Annotated in this window: 21 protein-coding genes and 2 pseudogenes; 9 read left to right on the plus strand and 14 right to left on the minus strand. The window is 72.7% G+C overall.

Annotation, left to right across the window (positions count from 1 at the left end):
* Nucleotides 1-6 precede the first annotated feature (6 nt).
* A complete protein-coding gene (locus tag ACIBNA_RS14860) occupies nt 7-684 on the minus strand; it encodes a response regulator (RefSeq protein ID WP_399165612.1) in 678 nt (225 codons plus the stop codon).
* Complete coding sequence (locus tag ACIBNA_RS14865) at nt 681-1,922, minus strand: sensor histidine kinase (protein ID WP_399165613.1); 1,242 nt, start codon at nt 1,920-1,922, stop codon at nt 681-683. Before ACIBNA_RS14865 ends, ACIBNA_RS14860 begins: the two co-directional genes overlap by 4 nt.
* A gap of 188 nt (nt 1,923-2,110) precedes the next feature.
* Here ACIBNA_RS14865 and ACIBNA_RS14870 point away from each other — a divergent pair, with 188 nt between their 5' ends.
* Nucleotides 2,111-3,427 carry a glycosyltransferase 87 family protein gene (locus ACIBNA_RS14870; protein WP_399165614.1) on the plus strand — a complete coding sequence of 439 codons (1,317 nt, stop codon included), beginning with the start codon at nt 2,111-2,113 and terminating at the stop codon, nt 3,425-3,427.
* A 6-nt stretch (nt 3,428-3,433) separates the two neighbouring features.
* Nucleotides 3,434-4,570 (plus strand): glycosyltransferase family 4 protein, encoded by a 1,137-nt coding sequence (locus ACIBNA_RS14875; protein ID WP_399165615.1) that lies wholly within the window; start codon nt 3,434-3,436, stop codon nt 4,568-4,570.
* A 468-nt stretch (nt 4,571-5,038) separates the two neighbouring features.
* Here the strand turns inward: ACIBNA_RS14875 and ACIBNA_RS14880 are convergent, their stop codons facing one another.
* Nucleotides 5,039-6,472 carry a DEAD/DEAH box helicase gene (locus tag ACIBNA_RS14880; RefSeq protein WP_399165616.1) on the minus strand — a complete coding sequence of 478 codons (1,434 nt, stop codon included), beginning with the start codon at nt 6,470-6,472 and terminating at the stop codon, nt 5,039-5,041.
* A gap of 155 nt (nt 6,473-6,627) precedes the next feature.
* Nucleotides 6,628-6,831: a cold-shock protein gene (locus ACIBNA_RS14885; RefSeq protein WP_010032345.1), complete on the minus strand. Its 204-nt coding sequence runs from the start codon at nt 6,829-6,831 to the stop codon at nt 6,628-6,630.
* 241 nt (nt 6,832-7,072) lie between these two features.
* Here ACIBNA_RS14885 and ACIBNA_RS14890 point away from each other — a divergent pair.
* Nucleotides 7,073-7,570: pseudogene (locus tag ACIBNA_RS14890) on the plus strand (response regulator transcription factor); the annotation flags it as partial.
* Here the strand turns inward: ACIBNA_RS14890 and ACIBNA_RS14895 are convergent.
* From ACIBNA_RS14895 to ACIBNA_RS14905, 3 genes are all read right to left on the minus strand, one after another.
* On the minus strand, nt 7,542-8,714 hold the full coding sequence (locus tag ACIBNA_RS14895) for a serine hydrolase domain-containing protein (RefSeq protein WP_399165617.1): 1,173 nt from the start codon (nt 8,712-8,714) through the stop codon (nt 7,542-7,544). The pseudogene ACIBNA_RS14890 and the gene ACIBNA_RS14895 sit on opposite strands and share 29 nt — an antisense overlap.
* A gap of 99 nt (nt 8,715-8,813) precedes the next feature.
* A complete protein-coding gene (locus ACIBNA_RS14900; RefSeq protein WP_399165618.1) occupies nt 8,814-9,521 on the minus strand; it encodes a response regulator in 708 nt (235 codons plus the stop codon).
* Nucleotides 9,518-10,690 carry a sensor histidine kinase gene (locus ACIBNA_RS14905; RefSeq protein ID WP_399165619.1) on the minus strand — a complete coding sequence of 391 codons (1,173 nt, stop codon included), beginning with the start codon at nt 10,688-10,690 and terminating at the stop codon, nt 9,518-9,520. Before ACIBNA_RS14905 ends, ACIBNA_RS14900 begins: the two co-directional genes overlap by 4 nt.
* A 251-nt stretch (nt 10,691-10,941) precedes the next feature.
* Here ACIBNA_RS14905 and ACIBNA_RS14910 point away from each other — a divergent pair, with 251 nt between their 5' ends.
* Nucleotides 10,942-11,358 (plus strand): ester cyclase, encoded by a 417-nt coding sequence (locus ACIBNA_RS14910; protein ID WP_399165620.1) that lies wholly within the window; start codon nt 10,942-10,944, stop codon nt 11,356-11,358.
* An 82-nt stretch (nt 11,359-11,440) separates the two neighbouring features.
* Here ACIBNA_RS14910 and ACIBNA_RS14915 read toward each other — a convergent pair whose 3' ends face one another.
* The 5 genes from ACIBNA_RS14915 to ACIBNA_RS14935 form a co-directional block, all read right to left on the minus strand.
* Nucleotides 11,441-12,292: an ABC transporter permease gene (locus ACIBNA_RS14915; RefSeq protein ID WP_399165621.1), complete on the minus strand. Its 852-nt coding sequence runs from the start codon at nt 12,290-12,292 to the stop codon at nt 11,441-11,443.
* Nucleotides 12,289-13,260 (minus strand): ABC transporter ATP-binding protein, encoded by a 972-nt coding sequence (locus ACIBNA_RS14920; RefSeq protein WP_399165622.1) that lies wholly within the window; start codon nt 13,258-13,260, stop codon nt 12,289-12,291. Before ACIBNA_RS14920 ends, ACIBNA_RS14915 begins: the two co-directional genes overlap by 4 nt.
* Before the next feature lie 262 nt (nt 13,261-13,522).
* On the minus strand, nt 13,523-14,263 hold the full coding sequence (locus ACIBNA_RS14925) for a hypothetical protein (RefSeq protein WP_399165623.1): 741 nt from the start codon (nt 14,261-14,263) through the stop codon (nt 13,523-13,525).
* Nucleotides 14,260-15,513 carry a phosphotransferase gene (locus ACIBNA_RS14930; RefSeq protein ID WP_399165624.1) on the minus strand — a complete coding sequence of 418 codons (1,254 nt, stop codon included), beginning with the start codon at nt 15,511-15,513 and terminating at the stop codon, nt 14,260-14,262. The genes ACIBNA_RS14925 and ACIBNA_RS14930 overlap by 4 nt, the downstream gene beginning before the upstream one ends.
* Nucleotides 15,514-15,615: 102 nt before the next feature.
* Complete coding sequence (locus tag ACIBNA_RS14935) at nt 15,616-16,164, minus strand: ATP-binding protein (protein ID WP_399165625.1); 549 nt, start codon at nt 16,162-16,164, stop codon at nt 15,616-15,618.
* Between the two features lie 6 nt (nt 16,165-16,170).
* On the opposite strand from ACIBNA_RS14935, the pseudogene ACIBNA_RS14940 reads away from it, so the two are divergent.
* Together ACIBNA_RS14940 and ACIBNA_RS14945 are read left to right on the plus strand one after the other, a co-directional pair.
* Nucleotides 16,171-16,332: pseudogene (locus ACIBNA_RS14940) on the plus strand (GNAT family N-acetyltransferase); the annotation flags it as partial.
* Nucleotides 16,333-16,608: 276 nt separating this feature from the next.
* On the plus strand, nt 16,609-17,355 hold the full coding sequence (locus ACIBNA_RS14945) for a phosphotransferase family protein (protein ID WP_399165626.1): 747 nt from the start codon (nt 16,609-16,611) through the stop codon (nt 17,353-17,355).
* 104 nt (nt 17,356-17,459) lie between these two features.
* Here the strand turns inward: ACIBNA_RS14945 and ACIBNA_RS14950 are convergent, their stop codons facing one another.
* Entirely contained in the window at nt 17,460-18,119 is a 660-nt protein-coding gene (locus ACIBNA_RS14950; protein ID WP_399165627.1) for a response regulator, read from the minus strand.
* Nucleotides 18,120-18,132: 13 nt separating this feature from the next.
* On the minus strand, nt 18,133-19,353 hold the full coding sequence (locus tag ACIBNA_RS14955; RefSeq protein ID WP_399165628.1) for a sensor histidine kinase: 1,221 nt from the start codon (nt 19,351-19,353) through the stop codon (nt 18,133-18,135).
* A gap of 208 nt (nt 19,354-19,561) precedes the next feature.
* On the opposite strand from ACIBNA_RS14955, the gene tnpB reads away from it, so the two are divergent.
* The 3 genes from tnpB (at nt 19,562) to ACIBNA_RS14970 (ending at nt 24,363) form a co-directional block, all read left to right on the plus strand.
* Nucleotides 19,562-21,025: an IS607 family element RNA-guided endonuclease TnpB gene (tnpB, locus tag ACIBNA_RS14960; RefSeq protein WP_399165629.1), complete on the plus strand. Its 1,464-nt coding sequence runs from the start codon at nt 19,562-19,564 to the stop codon at nt 21,023-21,025.
* A 186-nt stretch (nt 21,026-21,211) separates the two neighbouring features.
* A complete protein-coding gene (locus ACIBNA_RS14965) occupies nt 21,212-21,985 on the plus strand; it encodes an ABC transporter ATP-binding protein (RefSeq protein WP_399165630.1) in 774 nt (257 codons plus the stop codon).
* Nucleotides 21,982-24,363, plus strand: coding sequence for an FtsX-like permease family protein (locus ACIBNA_RS14970; protein WP_399165631.1), 2,382 nt, complete (start codon nt 21,982-21,984; stop codon nt 24,361-24,363). Before ACIBNA_RS14965 ends, ACIBNA_RS14970 begins: the two co-directional genes overlap by 4 nt.
* Nucleotides 24,364-24,371: the final 8 nt, after the last annotated feature.

Here is a 24,371-nt window from a genome sequence, read left to right on the forward strand (position 1 = left end):
ATCACCTCAGCCGCTCTCCCCCGGCGTCACCAGCCCCGCCTCGTACGCCACGATCACCGCCTGGGCCCGGTCACGGAGTTCCAGCTTGGTGAACAGGCGGTTGATGTGGGTCTTGACCGTGTGGTCGGTGATGGTCAGGCGTTCGGCGATGTCGGCGTTGGAGAGGCCTTGGGCGATGAGGAGGAGGACCTCCGTCTCGCGGGCGGTGAGGCGGTCGAGGAAGGACTTGGGGGCGGTGGCGGGGCGGCGGGGGGCGAACTCGGCGATGAGGCGGCGGGTGATGCCGGGGGCCAGCATGGCGTCGCCGGCGGCCACCACCCTGACGGCGTGCAGGAGTTCGGGGAAGGTGGCGTCCTTCAGGAGGAAGCCGCTGGCACCGGCCGCGAGCGCGTCGAAGACGTAACTGTCGAGGTCGAAGGTGGTGAGCATCAGCGCCTTGGTGGCACCGTCGGTCTCCCGGAGGATCGTGCGCGCGGCCTGGATGCCGTCCAGCCTGGGCATCCTGATGTCCAGCAGGGCCACGTCCGGGCGGTGGGCCAGGGCGAGGGCGACGGCCTGTTCGCCGTCCTCCGCCTCGCCCACGACGTCGATGTCGTCCTGGGTGGACAGCAGGTTCACGAAACCGGTGCGTACCACCGCCTGGTCGTCGGCCACGATCGCCCGGATCGGTTGCCCCGCAGTCACTCGTACACACCCTCCGCGAAACTCTTCGCGCCCGCCCGCAGCGGGAGTTCGGCCTCGATCAGGAATCCGCCCCCGGGACCGGCAGACCCCCAGGTCAGACGTCCGCCGACCAGGTTCGCACGCTCCCGCATGCCGCTCAACCCGTGCCCGGCCGAACCGAGTCGGGGGGTGCGAGGGCCCGGGCCGTCGTCGGTGATGCGCAGTCGGACTTCGTCCTCGGCGTAGGTGAGACGGATGTCCACCGCGGCGCCTCGTGCGTGGCGGCGGGCGTTGGTCAGGGCCTCCTGGACGATGCGGTAGACCGTGAGTTCGAGGGAGGGTGGGAGCGCCGGGGGGCGGGTGCCCGTCGTGTGCAGGGTCACCTCTGCGCCGCCCGACCGGTGGGCTTCCAGCAGCGCCTCCAGGGAGTCGAGCGTCGGTTGCGGCACGACGGGTGCCGCCTGCTCGGCTCCGGCCTCGTCCGCGCGCAGCACGCCGAGCAACTGGCGCAGTTCGGTCAGGGCCGAGCGGGCCGAGGCGGCGATCTGCTGGAAGCCGTCGCGCGCGGGCGGGGACAGGTCGGGTGTGGTGTACGTGGCGCTCTCCGCCTGGACGGCGATCACGGACACCGAGTGCGCCACGATGTCGTGCAACTCCCGTGCTATGGCCGTTCGTTCCTGGGCCGCGGCATGCCTGCGCTCCATGGCGATCAGTTCCCGCTGGGCCGCCTCGCGCGCCTGCCGGGACTCCTCCCGGCTGCGGGTGGCGTCCGCGACACCGACCGTCGCCACCACGCCCACGGCCAGGACGAACGACTCCGTGAAGTACGACAGCGAGCCGTCGGCGCCGACGGCGGGCGCCCGGCCGCCGAGGTCGTACACGCCCATCGCCACATGGCCCGCGTTGACGAGCAGCGAGCCGGTGATCGCGCCCGCGCTGAGCAGCGCGGGGTGCAGCACGCGGTGGCGGGCGAGCGTGTAGAGGCCCATGACCCCCGCCACCGCCGCCGTCATCAGCAGCTCGGGCCGGAACAGGAAGTTCAGCAGCGCCGCCGGCACCACCAGGAGCCCGATGCGGGGCTCGCGTTGCCGCAACAGCAGGGGGAGCACCACGAAGGGCAGTGTGGCCAGGACCGTCGTCGAGGTGATGCGGGCGTGCAGGGCCTCGGCCGCGGCCAGGACGACCAGCAGGACGCCGCTGACGTAGGGGTAGTGGGGGGAGCGCGGCCAGGCGGTGGGGCGCAGGGACGACTGACGCATCCCCGCATTGTCGGCCGCAGCCGTCCGGGCCCGCGTCACCGTACGGGTTGATCCGGGTGCCGGACGAGTACCAGGGGTTGACTCCCAGGATCGGTGCCCGGTGTGACGCTTCCCGTCCGCCCCTTGCGAAGACTTGCCGGAAGGACGGAAGGAAGGCCGGCCGACCGGCGGTGGACAGGGGGAGCGGGATGCGGGGGCGTTCACGGGGGCCGCTGTTCGGCTCGCTGGTGCCGGACTCGGCGGCGGCCGTGCGTAGCGCCGCACCGGTAGGCCTCACCGTCCCCGTCTCCCTTCCGCCGTCGGGGCCGAGCACCGGCCGCCGCTGGGAGACCCTGTGCTGGGCCGCCTGTGCCGTCTTCGCAACTCTGCTGTGTCTGCGTACGACGATCGCCCCGCACCAGGTGTGGGGCGCCTGCGCCACCGGCGGATACGGTCTCGCCGCGCTCATCGCCCGCCTCTGCGCGCGGCCCTGGGGCCTGGCGAGCGCGGCGGTGGCCGCCGTCGGGTCCGTCCCGGTGCCGCTGGTGCTCCTGGTCGCCGACGGAGCAAGGCAGTTGGAGGTCACGGTCGTCGAGCGGTCCGGCAGGCTGCTGCTGGACTCCGGCACGCCGTACGTCCCGGACCCGGCCGAACTGCGGGACTACAACCCGTACCTGCCCGGCATGGCGCTCTTCGGGCTCCCCCGGGCCGTCCTCGGCGACGTCCCGCTCGCGGACGCCCGGCTGTGGTTCGCGCTGGTGTCGCTCGGGGCCATGGGGGTGTCCGCCGTGCCGGGCAGGGGCTCCTGGTCGTCTCGGCACGGCACCGCACGGCCCCTCCTCTGGCTCGCCGCCACCCCAGCCGTCGCCCTCCCGCTCGCCGTCGGCGGTGTCGACCTGCCCGTCATCGCCCTGATGTGTCTCGCGCTCGCCCTCGCGGGCCGCGGCCGCCCCGTCGCCGCCGGGCTCGCGCTCGGCGCCGCAGCGTCGCTGAAGTGGACGGCCTGGCCGCTGCTGCCCGTCGGACTCGCCCTGCTCGTGGTGACCACCGGGCGGCGGGCCGCCGTACGGGCCGGTGCCACGGCACTCGCGCCTGCCGCACTCGCGGTGCTGCCGGTCGCGCTCACCGATCCGCGGGCGTTCGCCGAGCACGTGCTGCTCTTCCCGCTCGGTGAGGGAGGCACCGGGTCCCCGGCGGCCAGCCCTTTGCCCGGGCATCTGCTGGCGACGTACGTGCCGGGGGGCTTCGCGCTCGCCGTGGCCGCGCTGGCGCTGAGCGCGGTCGCGGTGGCCGTGTCCCTCGTGACACGCCCGCCGCGCACCACCGTCGCCGCCGCCGACCGGCTCGCGCTGGGCCTCGGGATCGCCATGTGCCTGATCCCCGCCACCCGCTTCGGATACGTCGTCTACCCGCTGGTGCTGCTCGGCTGGTTCCGGCTCGGGTCGGCGGGCCGATGGTGGCCCGTGGACCGGGTCGCCGAGGCGCACCGCACCTACCCGCTCACCGTGAAGCCGCCGGAGGACTGACCGACCATGCCGCGCACGCTCGTCGTCACCAACGACTTCCCGCCCCGGCAGGGCGGCATCGAGACCTTCGTCCACGCCATGACGGTCCGCTTCCCGCCCGACCGGGTCGCCGTCTACACCTCCGGCACGCCGGGCGACCGGGCCTACGACGCCCGGCTGCCGTTCCCCGTGGTCCGGGACCGTGCCCACATGCTGCTGCCGACCCCGCGGGTCACCGCCCGGGCGGTGGAACTGGCCCGCCGGTTCGACTGCGACAGCGTCTGGTTCGGGGCCGCGGCCCCGCTCGGGCTGATGGCGGGTGAGCTGCGGCGCCGTACGGACGCCCGGCGGCTGGTCGCCACGACGCACGGGCACGAGGTGTGGTGGGCACGCACGCCGGGGGCTCGCGCGCTGCTGCGCCGCATCGGCGCCGGGGTGGACGGCGTCACGTATCTCGGCCCCTACACACGGGCCCGGATCGCCGCCGCCGTCGGACCGGAGGCGGCGGCGCGCATGCGGCGGCTGGCGCCGGGCGTCGACCCCGAGGTGTTCCGGGGCTCGGCGGCGGGGGCGGCGCGGGTGCGTGAGCGGTACGGCCTGGGCGACAGGCCGGTCGTGCTGTGTGCGGCGCGGCTCGTCCCGCGCAAGGGGCAGGACACGCTGATACGGGCCTTACGCCTGGTGCGCCGCAGCGTGCCCGACGCGGCTCTGCTGCTGGTGGGGGACGGGCCGCACGCCCGTGCCCTGCGCCGGCTTGCGTTTGCCGAGGGACTGGCCGGCGCGGTGGTCTTCGCGGGCGGGCACCCGCACGAGGAGATGCCCGGCTTCTACGCCGCCGCGCAGGTGTTCGCGATGCCGTGCCGGACCCGCAGGGCGGGCATGGAGGTGGAGGGCCTCGGGATCGTGTTCCTGGAGGCGGCCGCCGCCGGACTGCCGGTCGTCGTCGGCGACTCGGGCGGGGCGCCGGACACCGTACGGGACGGGGAGAGCGGGTTCGTGGTCGACGGCCGTGACGTGCGGGCACTCGCCGACCGGCTCACCCTGCTGCTGGACGATGCCGAACTGGCCCGGGACATGGGCCGCAAGGGCCGCGAGTGGGTGGGCGGGGAATGGGGATGGGACAAGGCCTACGGGCACTTGACGTCCCTGCTCGGGGTGGGCTGAGGCCGGGAGGGGCCGACGGGCGGGGCACAGGGGTCGCCCGCCCGGCGCCGACGGGCGCTGCTACGTCAGCGACGACCGGCGCGGGGAGTTACTGCGCATCGGCGACGGCGAGTCGGTGCCGGTCGCGGACGATCTCGGTGCCCCTCAGGGCCTGTCGGCTCACGGCGACGAACTCTTCACCGTCGACACCGCGAACCACCGGCCCTGGTCGGTCTCCCTGACGACCGGCGGCACCCGCGTCGAGGCCGAAGACCTGGCGGTCGGGATTCCCCCGGGCAGCACGCCGCGCCAGGACCCCGCCCTCTTCACCCACGGACTCCCCGGTGTGGCCCCGGTTCGCGGGTCTCACCGCCGCCCCGGACGGCTCCCTGCTCCTGTCGTCGAACGGGGAGGGGACGGTGGTGCGGCTGTCCCCGGCGCGGCCCGGCACATGACGCGGACCGCGCGGCTCCGCCCGGCGAGAGCGGGTCAGCGGCGGCGGCCCCGGGCGGGCCTGCCGCGCCGTGCGCGCGGGGCGGAACCCGTACGCGCCGGGCCGCTCTCCGAGGGCGGCGGCGTGAGGACGACGGGCACGCCCGACGGCGCCTGGGCGCCGGTGATGCGGCTCAGTTCGGCCTCGCCCGAGCGGACCCGGGTGATGCGCGGGGAGATGCCGGCGTCGGCCATCAGGCGGGCCGTCTCGCGGCGCTGGTGTGGCAGGACCAGCGTGACGACGGTGCCCGACTCGCCGGCCCGGGCGGTACGGCCGCCCCGGTGCAGATAGTCCTTGTGGTCGGCGGGCGGGTCCACGTTGACGACGAGGTCGAGGTTGTCGACGTGGATGCCGCGGGCGGCGACGTTGGTGGCCACCAGGACCGTGACCTCGCCGTCCTTGAACCGGGCCAGGGTCCGGGTGCGCTGGGACTGGGACTTCCCGCCGTGCAGGGCCGAGGCGCGCACTCCGACGGCCAGCAGCTTCTTGGCCAGCCGGTCGGCGGCGTGCTTGGTGTCCAGGAACATGATCACGCGGCCGTCGCGGGCGGCGATCTCCGTCGTGGTGGCGTGCTTGTCGGCGTCGTCCACGTGCAGCAGGTGATGCTCCATCGTGGTGACCGCACCCGCGGACGGATCGACGGAGTGGACCACGGGGTCGTGGAGGTAGGTGCGGACCAGGCGGTCGACGTTGCGGTCCAGCGTGGCCGAGAACAGCAGCCGCTGGCCCCCGGGGCGCACCTGGTCGAGCAGTGCGGTCACCTGCGGCATGAAGCCCATGTCCGTCATCTGGTCGGCCTCGTCCAGGACCGTGACGGTGACGCGGTCCAGCCGGCAGTCACCGCGGTCTATGAGGTCCTTGAGCCGGCCGGGCGTCGCGACGACGACCTCGGCCCCGGCGCGCAGTGCGCTCGCCTGGCGGCCGATCGACATACCGCCGACCACCGTGGTGAGCCGCAGGCGCAACGCCTTCGCGTAGGGGGTGAGCGCGTCGGTGACCTGCTGGGCCAGTTCCCTGGTGGGGACGAGGACGAGGGCCACCGGCTGCCGGGGCTCGGCCCGCTGCCCGTCGATGCGGGCCAGCATGGCGAGGCCGAAGGCGAGCGTCTTGCCCGACCCCGTGCGCCCGCGGCCCAGCACGTCCCGGCCGGCCAGGGAGTTCGGCAGCGTCGCCGCCTGGATCGGGAACGGCACGGTCATGCCTTCGGCCTGCAGCGTGGTCAGCAGCCGCTCGGGCAGGCCGAGACCGGCGAAGTCCTCCACGGCGGGCAGTGCCGGGGTGATGGTGGCCGGCGGTGCGAACTCCCCGCCGGGCGCGGTGCGGCGCCCGTGGCCGCCGCGGCCCGCGCCGGCGTTACGGGCCGACGTGCCTCGGCCCCCGGCCTTACGGGAGTGGGGGGAGCCGTTGTTCTTGCGAGCGGTGCGATCCAAGGGGATCCTTCCTCGATGCGGCACGTATCGGGGAATTCCCGGCGGCTGTGAACGGGCCGCACCAGGATTCGCAGACTGAGCCGGGTGTTGGATGAAAACAAGGCTGGGGCCCGCACCTCACGGTGCGGGCCCCGGTCACGTCGGACGCGTCAGCGTCAGGCAGGGACGATGTTCTCGGCCTGCGGGCCCTTCTGGCCCTGCGTGACGTCGAAGGTAACCTTCTGGCCTTCCTGAAGCTCGCGGAAGCCGGAGGTGGCGATGTTCGAGTAGTGGGCGAACACGTCCGGACCGCCACCCTCCTGCTCGATGAAGCCGAAGCCCTTTTCCGCGTTGAACCACTTCACAGTGCCAGATGCCATGCTGAATCTCCCTTGGGGGGACAAACCCGAGACCCGCACTTTACGGACTCGGAGTCGCTGAAATGATCACCCTTGGAGAGATCCGAAAATCCTCGGCAACTAAAAAGAGTGCTCGTCGACGAAGGTCGATAGAGCACTCGAAGTCTCTGGGAACCAAAACTGCAACAACGACGACGGTAGCACAGGACTCGGCGCATGGCTCGGGAATCTCGTACCCGAGGTGGACCGAGGGCCCGCTCGCCGCATGCCCGGCACCGACGGCCTCACCGCCACCGCCACGCTCTGCGCCGACCCGGACCTGTCCGCCACCCGCGTCCTCATCCTGACCGCCTTCGAGACCGAGGACTCGTCGCCCGGGCACTGCGCGCCGGTGCCAGCGGCTTCCTCGGCAAGGACGTCACCGCCGACACGCTGCTGGACGGCCTGGCGCACGGTGGCCTCCGGCGACGCCCTCCTCTCACCCGGCGCCACCCGCTCCCTCATCACCCGCTTCCTCATGGCCCCCGCCCCCGGCACCCACCTGGCACCACCACAGCGTCTCGCCGACCTCACGGTCCGCGAACGCGAGGTGATGGCCCTGGCCGCGGAGGGCAGGTCCAACACCGAGATCGCCGAGGACCTCACACTCAGCCCGCTGACCGTACGCACCCACATCCACCGGGCCATGACCAAGCTGAACGCTCGCGACCGTGCGCAGCTGGTCGTCACGGTCACGGCCGCCCGTACACCGCCACCATGATGTTCTCCGCCACCTTGTTCATGCCCTGGCCCTTGGCGTCAGTGGAGTTGACGCTGTAGACGAGGGTGCGCGAGCCGTCGCGGGTGGAGGCGATGGCCGTGTTGTACCCCCAGCGCCCGCCCGTCTTGCCCCAGACCTCGCGGCCGCCCAGCACCTTCATCGACAGGCCGATGGAGTACGCGGCCGGCTTCCCGGTCCTGAAGTCGGCCACCTCCGGCAGCGTGAACATCTCCTCCAGGAGCGGTCCGCGCACGACCCGGCCCTGGAACAGGGCGTTGGTGAACCGTTCGAGATCCGCAGTGGTCGAGACGATGTCCCCGGCCGCCCAGCCGTCCGTCGTCCCCCACACGGACACATCGCGCAGCCCGGTCGTGCCGTCGTCCAGCCGCATGGTCTGGTAGCCGTGGTTGTGCCGGCCGGTGATGCGCGGGTTCTTCCCCGGGAGGTAGGTGTCGCGCAGCCCGAGCGGGTGCAGGATCCGCCGGGCGACCTGACGCTCGTAGGAGTCACCGGTGACGCGCTCGATCAGCAGGCCGGTGATCGTGTACCCGATGTTGAGGTAGTGCTGCCGCTCGCCCGGCGCGAACTCGCGCTTCTTCGACGTCGCCGAGCGGACCATGTCCCGGGGGTCGTGGATCCGGAATCGGTCGGCGTACGACTCCTCGACCGTGGTGCCGGGGAAGTCGGGGGCCGGGATGCCGTGCGTGTGGTCGAGGAGCTGCCGGACGGTGACGCCCTCGTACGACGCCGGGATCAGCTCGGGCAGGTACGAGCGGGCACTGCGGTCCAGGTCCAGTCTGCCCTCGGCGGCCAGTTGCAGGGCGACCGCCGCGGTGAAGACCTTGGTCACGGAACCGGCGCGGAAGCGGGCACCCGGATCGGCCGGCCGGCCGGTCCGCAGGTCGTGCACGCCCGAGCTGCCCCGCCAGACGCCCTCGTCGCCTCCGACGCGCACGAGAGCGGCGGTCGCGTCGGCGCTGGGGAGGCCGGCGATGGCGGCGGCGAGGGCGGGGTTCCGGTGCTGGGTGGCCATGTGGGCAGGGGCCCGGTCGGGAGGCGTGGCTGCGGCGGCCGGGAGGGCGGACGGCCCCGCCACGACGCCCACGAGGAGCACGGCGGCCAGTAGGGAAGCGGTACGGGGCATGGTCAACTCCGTTGATGTGAGCCGTTGTTCCGGACGGACGGCTCCATCCTCCGGACCTGCGGCGTCGCGTGGATCGCCCGCGCAGGGGGTCCCGGGCGGTCAGTTCCTCGCCGACGTGGGGGAGGGGCCGGCCCGGTCGGCTCCCCCGGGCGGGGGGCCCCCGGCCGTGACGAGCCCGGTCTCGTACGCGCAGATCACGGCCTGGATCCGGTCCCGCAGCCCCAGCTTCGCGAGCACGTTGCCGACGTGCGTCTTGACCGTGTGGTCGCTGACCACCAGCTGCGCGGCGATCTCGGCGTTCGACAGGCCCCGGGCGAGCAGCAGCAGCGTCTCGCGCTCCCGCCCGGTCAGCACGTCCAGCCGGGCGGCGGGCTGCGGGTACCTCGTGGTTCGCGTGTACTGCTCCACCAGACGCCGGGCCACGGACGGCGCGAGCAGCGAGTCGCCCCGGGCGACCACCCGTACCGCGTGCACGAGGTCGTCCCGGCGGACGTCCTTGAGCAGGAAGCCGCTCGCGCCCGCGTGCAGCGCGTCGTACACGTACTCGTCGGAGTCGAAGGTCGTGAGCATCACCGTCCGGCAGTCGCTCGCGGCACTGATCGCACGGCAGGCATCGATCCCGTCCATGCGCGGCATGCGCACATCGAGCAGCGCCACATCGGGGGCGTGCCGCCGCACCGCCTCGACGGCCTCGGCTCCGTCGCCCACCTCCGCGACGACCTCGATGTCCGGCTGGACGTCCAGGATCAGCGCGAAGCCGCTGCGTACCAGCTCCTGGTCGTCGGCGACCACCACACGGACCGTCATCGCCCGGCCTCCACCTCGGCCGGTACGGGAATCCGCACCCGCACCTCGAACCCCCGCCCGTCCTCGCCCCGCCCGGTCACCGCGCTCCCCCCGAGCGCCGCCGCCCGCTCCCGGATCCCGACGAGCCCGTGCCCGCCCCGGCGTCCGACGCCCCCGGCCTGCGGGCCACGCCCGTCATCAGTCACTCGCACACACAAGTGGCTGTCTCCGTAGGTCAGTTGTACGGTCACGGTACGGGCGCCGGCGTGCCTGACGGTGTTGGTGAGGGCCTCCTGGACCACCCGGAAGACGGTCGCGGCGACCGACCCCGACAGCGGCCGGACGCGTCCCGCCGTCCGGTACACGACATCAAGCTCACTGCCGGCCCGCACGCGGTCGAGCAGAGCGGGCAACTCGGCGAGCCCAGGCTGCGGCTCGCGCAGGGGGACACCATCGTTCTCATGCAGCACGCCCAGCATCCGGCGCAACTGCACCATGGCGTCCCGCCCGGTCGCGGAGATGGCGTCGAAGGCGGCCTCGGCCCGCTCCGGCGCGGCACGCACGGCCACCGGCCCGGCCTCCGCCTGCACGATCATCAGGCTCACGGCGTGGGAGAGGATGTCGTGCATCTCCCGTGCGATCCGGCCGCGTTCGCGCGCGGCGGCCTGCTCGGCCTCGACGCGGTGGGCCCGCTGACGGGCGTCGGTGAGCCGTCCGAAGACATAGGCGGCCGCGAGCACGAAGACGGAGAAGGTCAGTTCACGAGCCGACCGGGTGTTGAACCACACTCCCACCGGAACGGCGACCAGCAACACGACCCCGGCGACGAGCCGCCCCCGCGCGGGCGACAGCGCGGCAATCGTGTAGATGACCACAAGCCCGGTGTACGGCAACGGCTGCCCGGGCCCGTCGACGGTCAGCCGGTACAGCGCGCCCGCAGCCAGCACCGCGAACAGCACGGCGACGGGGGCGCGTCGCCGCCAGACCAGGGGCACCACGGTGAGCGTGCTGAGCCCGTACGCGGCCCAGGTCGCCGGCGGCAACTCGGCCGCCCGCGGTACGACGAACGGCATGGTCATCGCGCCCTGGACCAGGAGCGCGACACCGATGTCGACGACGAGCGGGTTGGCCGCCGCCAACGCCCGACCGCGCTCCCACCACTCCCGTATGTCCCCGCGTATGCCCCCCACGCCTCGACACGGTAGCGGCCCGACGCGACACGTGACTCCAGCGGAACCATGCATGGTCTTCGTCGCGATCACACACAGCCGTTCCCGGCAGGCCGGCCAGGCGGCATCCGCAGTGCCGGTGGGGTGAAGCCGAGGCGGCATCGGCGCGGCGACAGTGCCCCACTGAGATCTGATCGGAGACGCTGTCCGCCGGAGAGTGGGTGCAGACGAAAACGGAGCGCATCCCATGGGACTGACAGGGAGATGGCGACGTGTCCGCCGAGACCAATAAGGCGCTGGTACGCCGGTTGTTCGAGGAAGTGCTCAACGGTCGGCGCATGGAGATCATCGACGAGCTGGCCGCGACGGACTACCAGGAGCACGACCCGCTGCCCGGGCAGCGTGAGGGGCGTGAGGGACTGAAGGATCGAGTGACCATGCTCGTGGAGGGGCTGGCACCCACCTTCAGCATCGACGACATCATCGCCGAGGGGGACCGCGTCGTCGTCCGTTGGACCAACAGCGCCACCCACTCGGGAACCTTCCTGGGCATCCCTCCGACGGGACGATCATGCCGCTTCGCCGGAGTCGACATCTTCCGGCTGGACGGCGGCCGGCTTGTCGAGCACTGGCACGTTGTCGATCAGCTCTCCATGCTCCAGCAACTGGAGTTGCTCCCGTCAGCCTGAGCCCGAGCCGGCCCCGACGTTGCCGGCGAGGTTGTGGACGCGTCCGCTGCCGAGCTCGCGTCCCTGGTGAATGCGGGTCTCGCTAACCGACCCGCTGCATCGCCTTCCGGTGCCGTTCCGCCATCGCGGCCCCGGACTCGCGGCGGGCCATCCTGCGCAGGACGGACGGTGCGAGGAGCAGCCCGGCGACGGCCCAGGCGCCCAGCACGCCCGCTGTCTCCAGGTGCCGCCAGGAGGCGCCGATCTCGGCGGCGACCGCTTGGGTCGGCAGCAGCGCGGCCCGCAGGCCGAGGCCGAGCCAGTACACGGGGAAGATCTGCCCGACGGTCTGCAGCCACTCGGGCAGCTTCGACAGGGGGGTGTAGATCCCGGAGATCACGACGAGTCCCATCACCGGGAGCATCAGCAACCCGATGGTGCGCGGACTGCTGACGAGCGAGCCGATGACGGCGCCGATCGGCAGGGTCGCCAGGAGACCCAGCGGGATCACCCACAGCAGCGTCAGCAGCGCCCCGCCGCCCTGCCGGGCCACCCCGTCGACCAGGAACACGCCAACGGCGAAGGGGAGGGCCATGGAGACGAGAGCCGTCCCCGACACCATGACGATCTTGCCGACGAGGTGGCCGACCATGCCGTGCGGCACGGCCTTGGCCCGCAGCAGGGTGCCGTCCTCGCGTTCGGTCGCGAGGAGTTGCGCCGTGGTCGTCATCCCGGTGAACGCGAGCGTCATGCCCAGCAAGCTCGGCAGTATGAACGCGCCGGTCGAGATGCCGGCGCCCTTCAGCGGGTCGTCCCCGGCCAGGAACAGCGGCACCATGATCAGGACCGTCCAGAGCACGTAACCGAACACGTCCTGGCCGGTGGTGAAGGTCTGCCGGAGTTCCGTCCAGCCGCGCCGCACCCCTATTCCCGCCGCGTACCACACCGGACTCATCGCTTGTCCTCCCCGAAGGCGTGTGCCGCCCGCTCCTCGGGGACGCTCCCCGCCTCCAGCTCCCGCACCATCGTCAGGTAGGTGTCCTCCAGGCTCGCCCGGCGCACCTCCAGACCGCCGACCGCATCGCCGTGCTCCTCGAACAGCCGGCGGACGAACCGGGTCGGCTCGGCCGTCGACTCCTCGAACGGCCGCCCGTCCAGCGTCCAGCGCACGGTGGCCTCGGCCGATGCCTGCCGGGACAGCTCCTCGGCCGGGCCGTCGGCCACGATCCGGCCACCCGCCAGGATGAGGATCCGGTCGGCGAGCTTCTCGGCCTCGGCGAGGTCGTGCGTGGTCAGCAGGACGGTGGTGTTCTCGTCCGCGAGCCCGCGGACCAGGCCGTGGAACTCGCTCCTGGCCTCCGGGTCCAGACCCGCCGTCGGCTCGTCCAGGAACAGCAGCTCGGGCCTGCCCACGATGCCGACGGCCACGTCGAAACGCCTGCGCTGCCCGCCGGACAGGGTTCCGATCCGTTTGCCCGCCTGCTCGGTCAGGCCCACGGCGGCGATCAGCTCGTCGACGTCCCAGGGCCGCCGTACGAGGGGGGTGGAGTACGGCGCGTAGTACGAGCCGAGATGGGTCAGCAGTTCCCGCACCCGCCACTTGCCGTGGTCGCGCCAGGACTGCAGCACGATGCCCAGGCGCGCTCGCCACCGCTCGTCCCCGTGAGCCGGATCCGTGCCGAGGACGCTCACGTCACCGGCCGAGCGCATCCGGAAGCCTTCCAGGACTTCGATCGTGGTCGTCTTGCCCGCCCCGTTCGGTCCGAGCAGCACGACGACTTCGCCTCGCCGTGCCGTGAAGCCGACCCCCTTCAGGACGTCCTGGCTGCGGTAGCGCATCCGCAGGTCCCGCACGTCGATAACCCTGTCGCTCTCAGGCGGTCGGCTGCTCCCGGCCTCGGATAAGGCGTGAGCGGTTGTCATCGGTGTTCCCCCGTTCGTCTGGCAGCAGCCGGTCGGGCTGCCCCGGCCGAACACATTACCGAAGGGTTCAGCGCCGGGCCGGTCCCCGCGGCTGGCTCTTCTCGTCGGCCGGTGCGCCCTCCGCCCTGTACAGCCTGGCCGACGCGGGTGCCGTCCTCGCGCCCGGTCGCGAGCAGCTCGCCGCGGCGATGGAGAAGATGAGCAGAGCTTCCGGCTCATGTGCGTGCTGCCCGGGCCCTGTGTCGGGGCCCGGGCAGCAACGTCACACTCCGACGAGCTTGGCCAGGAAGTCGGCGTTGGCGGTCACGTCGTGCCCGAGAACCACGGCGTGGTGCGGCAGCGCGGCCAAGCGCCGGGTGACCTCCTGGCGGGCCCGGTCGGATCCCCCGCCGTCCATCCCGACGAGACCGAAGACGTCCGGGTACCGGTCCTCCGTCTCGCCGCTCATGAAGTCGCCCTGTTCCAGCGTCCGGACGACGTTCTCCTCGGCCGGGGCGGTGCCTGCTTCCACGCGCGGGAAGATGAGCGCGGCGGCCTCGCCGCCAGCGGCCAGCGGCACGCTGAACCAGCGCTCGAACTGGTCAGGGAAGACCTGCGTCTTCAGTTCCTTGTTCTTCGCCCACAGCGGTGTGCGGTCGCCGGCGAGGAGGGCGGCCGTCACGCGCTCGTGCTGCGTCGGGTGCAGCTGCTCGCCACCACGCAGCCGCTCCCGGACGACCTCGAACCAGTTCAGCGCTTCGAGCAGGCCCAGCCCGATCGCGGCGGCCGACGGCCACGGCAGCACGTCGACGCAGCCGTCTTCGTCGGGCCGGACGAACACGCGGTCGTTGGCGAGCAGGCGGAGTCCGTGCATGGCGGCCAGGGCGAGGGCGGTGGACGTCTTGCCCGCGCCCTTGTCGCCGAGCGTCAGAGTGGCCAGTCCGGCGGTCACCAGCGCACCGCCGACGGCCTGCCCGACGGCGCCGGTGCCGACGATGCCGACCGCCACGTCCCGGGCCGTCATGACGTCACCGCCATGGCCTCGCCGAGGGCACGGTCCCACTCGTCGCGCCGGGCCGGCCCGTTGACGAGCTCGGCGCTGACGGAGTCCACCAGACGGCAGACCGGCACAGCCCGCTCGACGAGCGCCAGGCCGAGGGGCGGCAGCGGCAGCGTGGCCGGGGCCGACAGATAGGTCGTCAGGATGTTCAGGGTGTCCATCAGCCACAGCGTCAGCAGGTGCCGCAGCGACGACCGGCGTCCTTCGCCGGACATCCCGACGGTGCGGGCCAACGCGAAGGTGCCGAAGCCGTCGAGGACCTGGCGGGCCGTCGCCGCGTCGGGCTGACGGGCGGCAAGGAGCAGGACCGTGCGGCTCAGCAACTTGGCCACGTCGACCATGGGGGCCGCGCGCGTCAGGCCGGGGTCCAGCAGCACCGGCCGTCCGTCCGCACCGTCGGAGAAGACGACGTGCTCCGGTTTCAGGTCGCCGTACGCCAGCGTCGTGCCCACGGGGGCGGGCAGCATCATCCGCAGCCGCCGCAGCCGCTCCACACTGCCGCGCAGCAGCTCGGCCAGCTCCTTGCAGGTCTGCGACTCGCGGCGCTCCGCGCCGACCCGCTCAACGTAGGTGGCCCCGGACAGGCCGTTGAACTTCCGCAGGAATGTGCCTGAGATGCTCCGCTCGCCGATGACGCCGGCCGGGTCCAGGCGGAGGGCGGCGCCGGCCCGGTGCAGCGGGCGCAACTCGTCGAACGCCAGGGTCAGCAGCTCGGCCGTATCTCCCGGCCGTACGAACAGCAGGTCGCCCAGGGAGGGCCCGGCGACGGGCTCGGTGAAGATGACGCCTTCGGCGAGGCCGGCGACCGCGCACACGCGGGGCTGGTCAAGGTCGGCGAGGGTCCGCAGTTGTGCGGCCTCCCGTTGGAGCAGCCCGTCGGGTTGCTGCACGTACTCCCGCTGCTTCTCCAGCACCGCGGGCCACGGTCCGCAGGCGCCGCGAAGGAGGGAGACGAGGGAGACGCCGAGCAGCGACGTCTTCGCGTACAGGGTGCGCTCACCAACTCGGGTGCGGTGCACGTACCCGGTGACGCTCGGCACGTGGCACTGCAATTCGACCGGCACGCCAGGCCATATCTCGGCGGCAGCCCGGTGGATCTGCGTGGCGGCGTAGACGAAGACGTCGACCACGCGGGGCGGCGTCTCCACGCCTTGTGCCGGAACAGCTGGAACGGTGACGGTCACGGGCGCCTCCCTGGGCTGCCAGTTGTCCATGAAGTAGCAACCTCCGGCCGCCCAGGAGGGAGCGAACGGTCGGAGGTCGAGACCCGCCTGTGCGGTCGCGTCACGCACCGGCGGGAGACCTGCGTATGCGCGTTACCGCTGAGCAACGGTGGCGGCGATGATGAGCGCGGCGACCGCGAGGACTATCAGGACGTAGATCACCTGGGTCTGGGGGCTCGGGTGTATCGGGACGTAGCAGTCGGGCGGCTTGGGCACCGCCAAGTCGGCCCACACTTTCTTGCCCTTCTGCGTGCCCCACCACATGGGCTCGGCGCCCCACCTCTGCGACAGAGCGTCGACGATGGCCAGGCCCCGGCCGTGGTCGTCGTCGCCGCCCGGGTCGGCCTTTCTGGGGAGAGCGGAACTACGGTCTATGACCGCGACTTGCACCTGGTCGTCGCTGAGGCGGCGCAGGGTCACCCGAAACGAGGCGTGGCGCGCGTGCAGGATCGCGTTGGAGGCGAGTTCGGAGGTAACCAGCTCGGCAGGGTCGGCGAGTTCCGGGAGCCCCCAGTCCTCGACAGCGGCGCGCGCGAACCGGCGTGCCTCGGGGACCGACTGCGCTTCGCGCCGGAAGCACTTCGTCACGACGGGGGCGCCGTCCTCAGCCTGGAGTCGGCGGCCCGCCAGCACGTCAATCATCGCTCTGCGCGGCGCGAAGAGCCGTACGTGACGCTCATGGTCAACCCCGCGGCCGGCGACGGGAAGGTCCACGCCCTCTACAGGGAGTGGGGATACGAGGACATCGGGCACAGCCAGCCGTCGCCGGCATCTCCGCTCCTCACGGTGATGATCCGCCCAGTCGGCTGACCATCATCTACCTCGGGCTCAGGGCGTCTGAGCATCCTCGATCTCGTTCTCGACGGCTGGGCTCAGCCCTCAGTCACGGACTGGTCAACGGGCGCCGACTGCCGAGGGAACCGGGTCATGCCGGTCATCTTCACACGCGCGTTCCACCCCGCGCTTGACCTCGTCAGAGTTCGGTGTCGCGCACGAGGCCGCCGGGTATCGGGACGCAGTCAGCCGCGTCATCGCACGCGATAAACCCGGTTACGTCGGGGATCATCCCCGGGATACTGGTCGCCCATGGATGAGGTCAAAGTCGTTGTCGCCCATTCCGAGCGCGCGACTCTGCGCGTCGGTGACGTGTTCCTGAAGGTGGACGCCGATCAGGCGCGCATCGACGTCGAGGTCGAGGCGATGTCCCTCGCGCCGGTCCCGACCCCGGAGGTCCTGTGGCGCCAGCCGCCCGTGCTCGCGATCGCCGCACTCCCGGGGACGACGCTTGGGCGCCTCGGCGGGCCGTCGACCGGGTCGCCGGCGGCGTGGGCCGCGGCGGGCGCCGCCATCCGGAAGCTGCACGACGCGCCGCTGCCGCCCCGGCCCGGCCGGGCCGGCCGGAGCATCGTCGCGCTGGCGGCGGAACTCGACGACGAGTGCGAGTTGCTCGTGACGAACGGCGTCCCGCCAGCCGACCTGGTCACCCACAACCGCCAGGTCGCCGAGGCTGCGCTCCGGCCGTGGACTCCGGCGTTCACACACGGCGATCTGCAGATCGCGCACGTCTTCGTCGACGGCGACGAGGTCACCGGCTTCATCGACTGGTCCGAGGCGGGCCAGGGTGATGCCCTGTACGACCTTGCCACCTTCACGCTCGGACACGAGGAGCACCTCGACGACGTCGTCGCGGGCTATGGCACCGACATCGACCTCGACGTGATCCACGCGTGGTGGTCGTTGCGAAGCCTGCTGGCAGTTCGCTGGCTGATCGAGCACGGCTTCGACCCGTTCCTGCCGGGCTGTGAGGTCGACGTGCTGAGACCCCGGATGTGATGCTGCGCGGGCCCGACTGCTACGTATGCGTTCTGACGCATCGAGCAGGCCATCCCCTGGGACCGCTGCTGGTTCTTGCCCTCGACCGGCGGGCCGGTGGGGAGTCAGGCGCGCAGGTAGGCCAGTACCGCCAGTACGCGGCGGTGGTCGTCGGGGGCCGACGGTGGCAGGTCCAGTTTCTGGAGGATGCTCGCGATGTGCTTGGCCACGGCCGCGTCCGTGACGACCAGGCGGCGGGCGATCGCCGCGTTGGAGCGGCCCTCGGCCATGAGGGCGAGGACCTCGCGTTCGCGGGGTGTGAGCCGGTCCAGGGGGTCGCGGCGGCGGGCGAGGAGCTGGCGTACGACTTCGGGGTCGACGACCGTCGCCCCGGCGGCGACGCGGGCGACGGCGTCGGCGAACTCCTCGACGTCGCCGATGCGTTCCTTGAGGAGGTAGCCCGTTCCGACGCTGGCGCGGCGGTCGTCCAGGAGCTCGTCGGCGAAGGTCTGCTCGACGTACTGGCTGAGCACGAGGACCGCCAGCCCGGGCTGTTCGGCCTGGAGCCGGCGGGCCGTGCGCAGGCCTTCGTCCGTCTGGGCCGGTGGCATACGGACGTCGGTGATCACCAGGTCGGGGCGGTGTTCCCGGGCGGCGGCGAGCAGGGCCGGGCCGTCGCCCACGGCGGCGAGCACCCGGTGGCCGAAGCGCTCCAGCAGATGGACGAGACCTTCCCGCAGGAGGACGGCGTCTTCCGCGAGCACTATGCGGAGGGACTGCCGCATCAGATCTCCGCTCTCAGGAGGATGGGCCGGCGCACGGGATCTCCGCTCTCAGCAGTGTGGGTCCGCCGGGCGGGCTGGACAGGAGCATTCTGCCGTCGGCGGCGGCGATCCGGTCGGCGAGGCCGACGAGGCCCGTGCCGCGAGCGGGGTCGGCGTCGCCGGAGCCGTTGTCCTCGATGTCGAGGCGGAGCACGCCGTCGCGGCAGCGGGCGGTGACGCGGCAGCGGTCGGCACCGCTGTGCCGGGCGATGTTGGTGAGGGCCTCGGCGGTCACGTAGTACGCCGTCTGCTCGACGGCGGCCGGCAGCCGGCCCGGGAGGTCGAGGTCGAGGTCCGTGGGGACCGGGCAGCGCCCGGCGATGTCCCGTGCGGCTGCGGGCAGTCCGCGTTCCGTCAGGATCTGCGGGTGGATGCCCCGGATCAGTTCGCGCAGCTCGGTGAGGGCCTCCTTGGCGAGGGCGTGGGCCTCGCCGACCTGCTGCGCCGCCGCGCTGCCGGGCGGCAGGTCGAGGGTGGCCAGGCCCAGCTTCATCGTGAGGGCGACGAGCCGCTGCTGGGCACCGTCGTGCAGGTCGCGTTCGATGCGGCGGCGTTCCGTCTCGAAGGCGTCGACGAGGCGGGCCCGGGACCGTACGACCTCGCGCAGTTCGCGGTCCTTCGGAAAGAGCACGGCACGGCCCACCGCGGCACGGACGGCGGCCCACGCCCCGATGGGATACGCGGCCACGGGCAGCAGCAGCGCGCCCGCGACCGGGCCCGCCACGGTCTGCCAGGGCAGGGCGGTGGGCTGGAAGGGCGTCAGGAGGAGGAAGCCCGGAATGCCGAGCGAAACCAGGGCGACGGCGAGGTCCAGCCAGCCGACCGCCAGGACGGACACGGCGCCGTAACCCGCGGTGCGCGTACTGTGCCGCGGCCGCTGCCGGTCGCCACTGCCGCCGCCGTCACCGCCGTCACGGTCGCCCCGGTCGACGAGAGCGAGGCGGCGGCGTTCCAGGGGACCGGCGAGGGCGACGGCGAAGACCACCAGCGCCCCGGCGCAGAGCACCCTGGCGAACGAGCCGATGGGCGCGGTGAACAGCCCGGCCACACCGAGATAGACACCGGTCGCGAACACCCCGCCGGACAGCAGGTACCCCAGTGCGCGCCACGGCCAGGCGGTACGGAGAAACCCCAACGGGCTGCGGGTGAGGGCCTCCAGGACCGTTCGAGGGCTGACGGCTGCCGCGCGATCCATCAGTACGTCTCAGCCCCTCTCGGCTTGTGGCGTGACGGCGTGAAGCTCTCCGACAGAGACCGTGCGTCATGGCGTGCCCTGCCTTGTAGTGGCCCTGGTCTTTGCCCCGTGGACGGAAACGAGTGTTCCCTCATCGAATGCGTGACCTTTGCGGGCGCTGTGCGTTGGATGCGGTGAGGGATTCTTCGAACCGGGGGGAGGCTGCCGAGTGGGCGGGAAGTTCAGGGCGCGGCCCGGCTGCGTGGTGCAGGCCTACAAGTTCGCTCTCGATCCGAACGCCGGGCAGGAGCGGGCGCTGCGCTCGCACTGCGGTGCCGCTCGTGCCGCCTACAACTGGGCCGTGTCGTGGGTGACCGCCTCGTGGTGGCAGCGCAGGGCCGAAGCCACCTATGGCATCGGTGAAGAGGAGCTGACGTCGTGGCGGCCGTGGTCGCTGCCCGCGCTGCGCAAGGAGTTCAACCGGGTCAAGTCCACCGATGCGAGATTCGCCGACTGGTGGCAGGAGAACTCCAAGGAGGCCTACAACACCGGCCTCGCGAACGCGGCAGCCGCGTTCGACAACTACGCCAAGGCCAGGCAGGGCAAACGCAAGGGGTGCCGGGTGGGTGTCCCGCGCCGGAAGCCGAAACGCAAGGCCCGACTGGCCTGCCGGTTCACCACCGGCACGATCCGCGTCGAAGCGGACGGCCGGCACGTCACTCTGCCCCGCCTGGGCACGATCCGCACCCACGAACCCACCGTCAGGCTCCTGGACCGCATCCAGGCCGGCACGGCGCGCATCCTGTCCGCGACCGTCCGGCATGAGCGCGGGCGCTGGTTCGTCTCCCTCCAGATCGAGACCGCCCGGGAGATCACCCGCGTTGCCCGCCCGGATGCGGCGGTCGGGATCGACCTGGGCGTCAAGCACCTCGCCGTCCTGGCCGACAGCTCCGGCGAGATCCGCTACGAGCCGAACCCGAAGCACCTGGACGGCACCTTCAAGCTGCTGAGGTTCCACTCCCGCCGTGTCTCCCGTCGGCAGGGACCGGACCGCAGGACCGGCCAGAAGCCGTCGAAGCGGTGGGAGAAGGCCAACCGCGAGCGCAACAAGCTCCACCACCGGGTGGTGAACCTGCGCACCGACGCCCTGCACAAACTCACCACCCGCGTGCGCGCCGAGTACGGCACCGTAGTGGTCGAAGACCTCAACGTCGCCGGAATGCTCCGCAACAAACGACTCGCCCGCCACGTGGCCGATGCCGGATTCGGGGAGATCCGGCGCCAGCTCACTTACAAGGGCAGGCGCAACGCCTGCCCCACCATCGTGGCCGACCGCTGGTACCCCAGCTCCAAGACCTGCTCGAACTGCGGCGCAACGAAAGCCAAGCTGCTGCTGCACGTGAGAGTCTTCGACTGCGACGAGTGCCCGCTGGTGATGGACCGGGACGAGAACGCAGCGCGCAACCTGGTCGCCCTCGCGGCGGCCTGCACCACTGGTACCGGAGTGGCCGGAGACCAGGGCGCCGACACGGCGCCGAAGCCCCATGGAGCCGACCGTAAGACCCGCCGCCAACGCCCCGACCGGAACACCGGCCGAGGCGGGCGGGCAGGTGGCGCAAGCCTGCCGCACCAGCGGCGGAAGGAAACGGGAGACCGTCGTCAGGACACCGAAGCGCCACTCGCGCTCTGGTGACACCGTCACGGACCTTCCAGACGGAAACGCCTGGATTGCTGAGAGACGCTGAGGCTCTGAGTAACGGGTGGTCACGCGGTCGACCGTAGCGGCGCCGGGGAACGGAGGCAGTAGTGCCAGGTGGAGTATCGGCTCTCGCCCAGGCGGCAATGTGCCGGGCGGGGCCCCCGTCGTTGTCTTGAGGGCATGACCACAACGAACACCACTACGGGACAAGGCGCTTCGGCCCCGCTTCCCGTCCAACTCCGGTCGCTGACCAAGTACTACGGCACCGGCGACCGCGCCGTCACCGCACTCGACGACGTCACCCTGGACTTCGCGGCCGGGACGATGACAGCCGTCATGGGCCCCTCCGGCTCCGGCAAGTCCACCCTGCTGCACTGCGCGGCGGGCATCGACCGGCCGAGCGCCGGCGAGGTGCTGATCGGTGGTACGGAACTGGGCGGGCTGGACGAGAACGCGCTCACGGTGCTGCGCCGGGACCGGATCGGAATCGTCTTCCAGGCGTTCAACCTGGTCTCGGCCCTGACCGCCGCGCAGAACGTCGAACTGCCCCTGAGACTGGCCGGGTCACGCCCCTCGGCGGACGAAGTGCACGCGGCACTCGCCGCGGTCGGGCTCGCGGACCGTCACGGACACCGGCCGAGCGAGCTGTCCGGCGGCCAGCAGCAGCGCGTAGCGATCGCCCGGGCGATGATCGCCCGGCCCGCCGTCCTCTTCGCCGACGAGCCGACCGGCGCACTGGACAGCACGGCCTCCCGGGTCGTGCTGCGGCTGCTGCGGGACCTGGTGGACAGCCGCGGACAGACGGTCGTGATGGTGACGCACGATCCGGCTGCCGCCGCGTACGCGGACCGGGTGCTGCTGCTGGCCGACGGCCGGCTCGCTGACGAACTGCCGGGCGCCGAGGGCGCCGAGGCGATCGCCGCGCGGACGGCCGCCCTGGAGGTGCGGCCGTGATCAGCCTGGCGACCGCGAGGGAGCGGTGGACCTCCTTCCTGGGATCCTTCGTGGCCGTGGCGCTGGGCGTCGCGGTCGTCACCATGAGCGCGCTGGTGCTGCTGTCGGACGGTACGGGAGTGCCGCAGCGGCTCGCGGGGGCGCCGGTGCTGGTGCGGAGCCCGGCGGGGGCGCCGACCGCGGGGGTGTTCACGGAGAACCCGCCGTGGGCGCCGGAACGTGCCGAGGAACTGCGGCGGGAGCTCGGCCGGCTGCCGGGAGTGGCCGCCGCGGTGGCCGACCGGTCCTTCTACGCGCAGGCGCCCGGCAGCGATCAGCGCACGGGGGAACGGCAGGGCCACCCCTGGTCGGCCGCGGCGCTCGCCGCGTACGGCCTGAGCGGGGGCACGCCGCCGGCGGCAGACGGCGAGATCGTCGTGGACGACTCCCTCGGGCACCGGCCGGGCGAGCCCCTCACGGTGCTGACGGCGCGCGGACCGCAGCGCTTCTCGGTGTCCGGCACGATCGACGGCCCCGGCTACTACGTCACCGACCGGCGGGCCGCCGAACTGGCGGGCGGGGTACGGACCATCGGGCTGGTCCTCGACCCCGGCACCGACCCCACCCGGGTGGCGTCCGCCGCCCGGAGCGCCGTCGGCGACGACGGCACCGTCCTGACCGGAGTCTCCCGTGACGCTCTCGCGCCGAAGCAGGACGAGATGACCCGCTGGATCGGCGGCCAGGTGCTCACCGCCATGGCGCTGCTCTCCGCCTTCGTCACCGTCTTCAACGTGTCCTCGACGTTCGCGTTCGCCGTCGCCCAGCGGCGCCGCGAGTTCGGCCTGCTGCGCACGATCGGCGCGACACCCCGGCAGGTGCGGCGGCTGGTGTACGGGGAGGCCCTGGCGGTGGGCGTCGTCGGCGCCGGGGCGGGGGCGGTCGCGGGAGTGGCGCTGGCGCCCGCGATGACCAGGTTGCTGATCGACGCGGGCTTCCAGCCGGCCGGCTTCGAGGTGGGCATCCGGTGGTGGGTACCGGCCGCCGCCTGGGCCCTGGGCGTGGCCGTGGCACTGGCCGGAGCGGGTGCGGCGGCGCGGCGGGCCTCCCGGGTGAAGCCGCTGGAGGCGATGCGGGAGGCCGAGGTGGACAGCCGGCCGATGACCCGCCGCCGGTGGGTCACGGGGCTGGCGGCGACGGGCCTGGGCGCGGCCTGCTCGGCGGGTACGGCCGTCGCGGGGGCCGACGCCATGGTCCTGCTGGTCCTGGGCGCGGCCATGGGCCTGACCGCCGGACTCACCCTCCTTCTGCCGGTGTTGACCCGGCCCGTGATCGGGGCGCTGACCCGGCCGCTCGCCCGGCGCCCCGGTGCCACGGCCGTGCTCGTACGCGAGAACATGCTCACCTCGGTGCGCCGCACCTCCGCCACGATCGCCCCGGTGCTGGCGACCGTCGCCTTCGCCGTGCTGATCACCAGCGCCGTGCAGACCACCCAGAGCGCCGACACCACCCGGCAGGCCGCGGCCGTACGGGCAAAGGCGGCCGTCGTGCCCCGGGGCACACCGGGCCTGTCGGACGCCGTGGTCGACCGGGTCGAGGGCACGGCGCTGCTGTCGACGACGGTCTACGGCGGCGAGGGCAGGGCGGCCCTGTCGGCGGCCGGCGTGACGCCCGGGTTCGGGCAGACGTACCGGGCGCGGGCACCCCGTGGGAACACCGTCGTCGTCACCGCCGCCGTGGCCGCCGCGCACGGCTGGCGGGAGGGCGGTACCGCCACCCTCACCTTCGAGGACGGCCGCACCCGGCACCTGCGCGTGAGAGCCGTGCTGGACGACTCGATGCCGTACCAGGTGTTCCTGCCACGTGAGCTGGTACGCGCCCACGACCCGTCGGCCCTCGCGGACGTCGTCTACCGCACCACCGCCGCGCCGACGCCGTCCCTCTCAGGACTCGGCGCCAAGGAGGTCCCGGTGGCGGTCCACGCGGCCTCGGACGACGCCGAGGAGGACCGGTTGGTGTGGCTGTTCACCCTGATCCTCGTCGCCATCACGGCCGGTTACACCATGATCGCCGTCGCCTCCACCGTGCTGACGGCGACCGCGGGCCGGGTGCGGGACCTCCGCGTCCTGCGCCTGTCCGGTGCGACACCGCGCCAGGTGCTGCTGACGCTCGCGGCCGAGACCTGCTGCGTCGTCGCCCTGGGCGCCGCCCTGGGCCTGGCGGTGGCCGCACCCGCCCTGTTCGGCACGGCCCGGGGACTGCGCCGGGAACTGGGACTGCCGGTCGAGCTGTCGGTGGCCTGGCCCTGGGGCGCGGGCGTGGTGGCCGGCTGTCTGCTGCTCGGCACGGCGGCCACCGTTCTCCCGGCCCGGGCCGCGCTGCGGCGGATGCGGCGGGCGTGACGTGACGG

This window comes from Streptomyces sp. NPDC050164, assembly GCF_044459945.1.
Taxonomy (GTDB): Bacteria; Actinomycetota; Actinomycetes; order Streptomycetales; family Streptomycetaceae; genus Streptomyces; species Streptomyces coeruleorubidus_A.

What these genes read in the sequence shown, in the direction of transcription:
- ACIBNA_RS14915 (WP_399165621.1), bottom strand. Translation starts at nt 12,292, where the DNA reads ATGAGTCCGGTGTGGTACGCGGCGGGAATAGGGGTGCGGCGCGGCTGG.
- ACIBNA_RS14950 (WP_399165627.1), bottom strand. Translation starts at nt 18,119, where the DNA reads ATGCGGCAGTCCCTCCGCATAGTGCTCGCGGAAGACGCCGTCCTCCTG.
- ACIBNA_RS14955 (WP_399165628.1), bottom strand. Translation starts at nt 19,353, where the DNA reads ATGGATCGCGCGGCAGCCGTCAGCCCTCGAACGGTCCTGGAGGCCCTC.
- ACIBNA_RS14895 (WP_399165617.1), bottom strand. Translation starts at nt 8,714, where the DNA reads ATGCCCCGTACCGCTTCCCTACTGGCCGCCGTGCTCCTCGTGGGCGTC.
- ACIBNA_RS14875 (WP_399165615.1), top strand. Translation starts at nt 3,434, where the DNA reads ATGCCGCGCACGCTCGTCGTCACCAACGACTTCCCGCCCCGGCAGGGC.
- ACIBNA_RS14965 (WP_399165630.1), top strand. Translation starts at nt 21,212, where the DNA reads ATGACCACAACGAACACCACTACGGGACAAGGCGCTTCGGCCCCGCTT.
- ACIBNA_RS14900 (WP_399165618.1), bottom strand. Translation starts at nt 9,521, where the DNA reads ATGACGGTCCGTGTGGTGGTCGCCGACGACCAGGAGCTGGTACGCAGC.
- ACIBNA_RS14925 (WP_399165623.1), bottom strand. Translation starts at nt 14,263, where the DNA reads ATGACGGCCCGGGACGTGGCGGTCGGCATCGTCGGCACCGGCGCCGTC.
- ACIBNA_RS14935 (WP_399165625.1), bottom strand. Translation starts at nt 16,164, where the DNA reads ATGATTGACGTGCTGGCGGGCCGCCGACTCCAGGCTGAGGACGGCGCC.
- ACIBNA_RS14870 (WP_399165614.1), top strand. Translation starts at nt 2,111, where the DNA reads ATGCGGGGGCGTTCACGGGGGCCGCTGTTCGGCTCGCTGGTGCCGGAC.
- ACIBNA_RS14865 (WP_399165613.1), bottom strand. Translation starts at nt 1,922, where the DNA reads ATGCGTCAGTCGTCCCTGCGCCCCACCGCCTGGCCGCGCTCCCCCCAC.
- ACIBNA_RS14930 (WP_399165624.1), bottom strand. Translation starts at nt 15,513, where the DNA reads ATGGACAACTGGCAGCCCAGGGAGGCGCCCGTGACCGTCACCGTTCCA.
- ACIBNA_RS14920 (WP_399165622.1), bottom strand. Translation starts at nt 13,260, where the DNA reads ATGACAACCGCTCACGCCTTATCCGAGGCCGGGAGCAGCCGACCGCCT.
- ACIBNA_RS14945 (WP_399165626.1), top strand. Translation starts at nt 16,609, where the DNA reads ATGGATGAGGTCAAAGTCGTTGTCGCCCATTCCGAGCGCGCGACTCTG.
- ACIBNA_RS14885 (WP_010032345.1), bottom strand. Translation starts at nt 6,831, where the DNA reads ATGGCATCTGGCACTGTGAAGTGGTTCAACGCGGAAAAGGGCTTCGGC.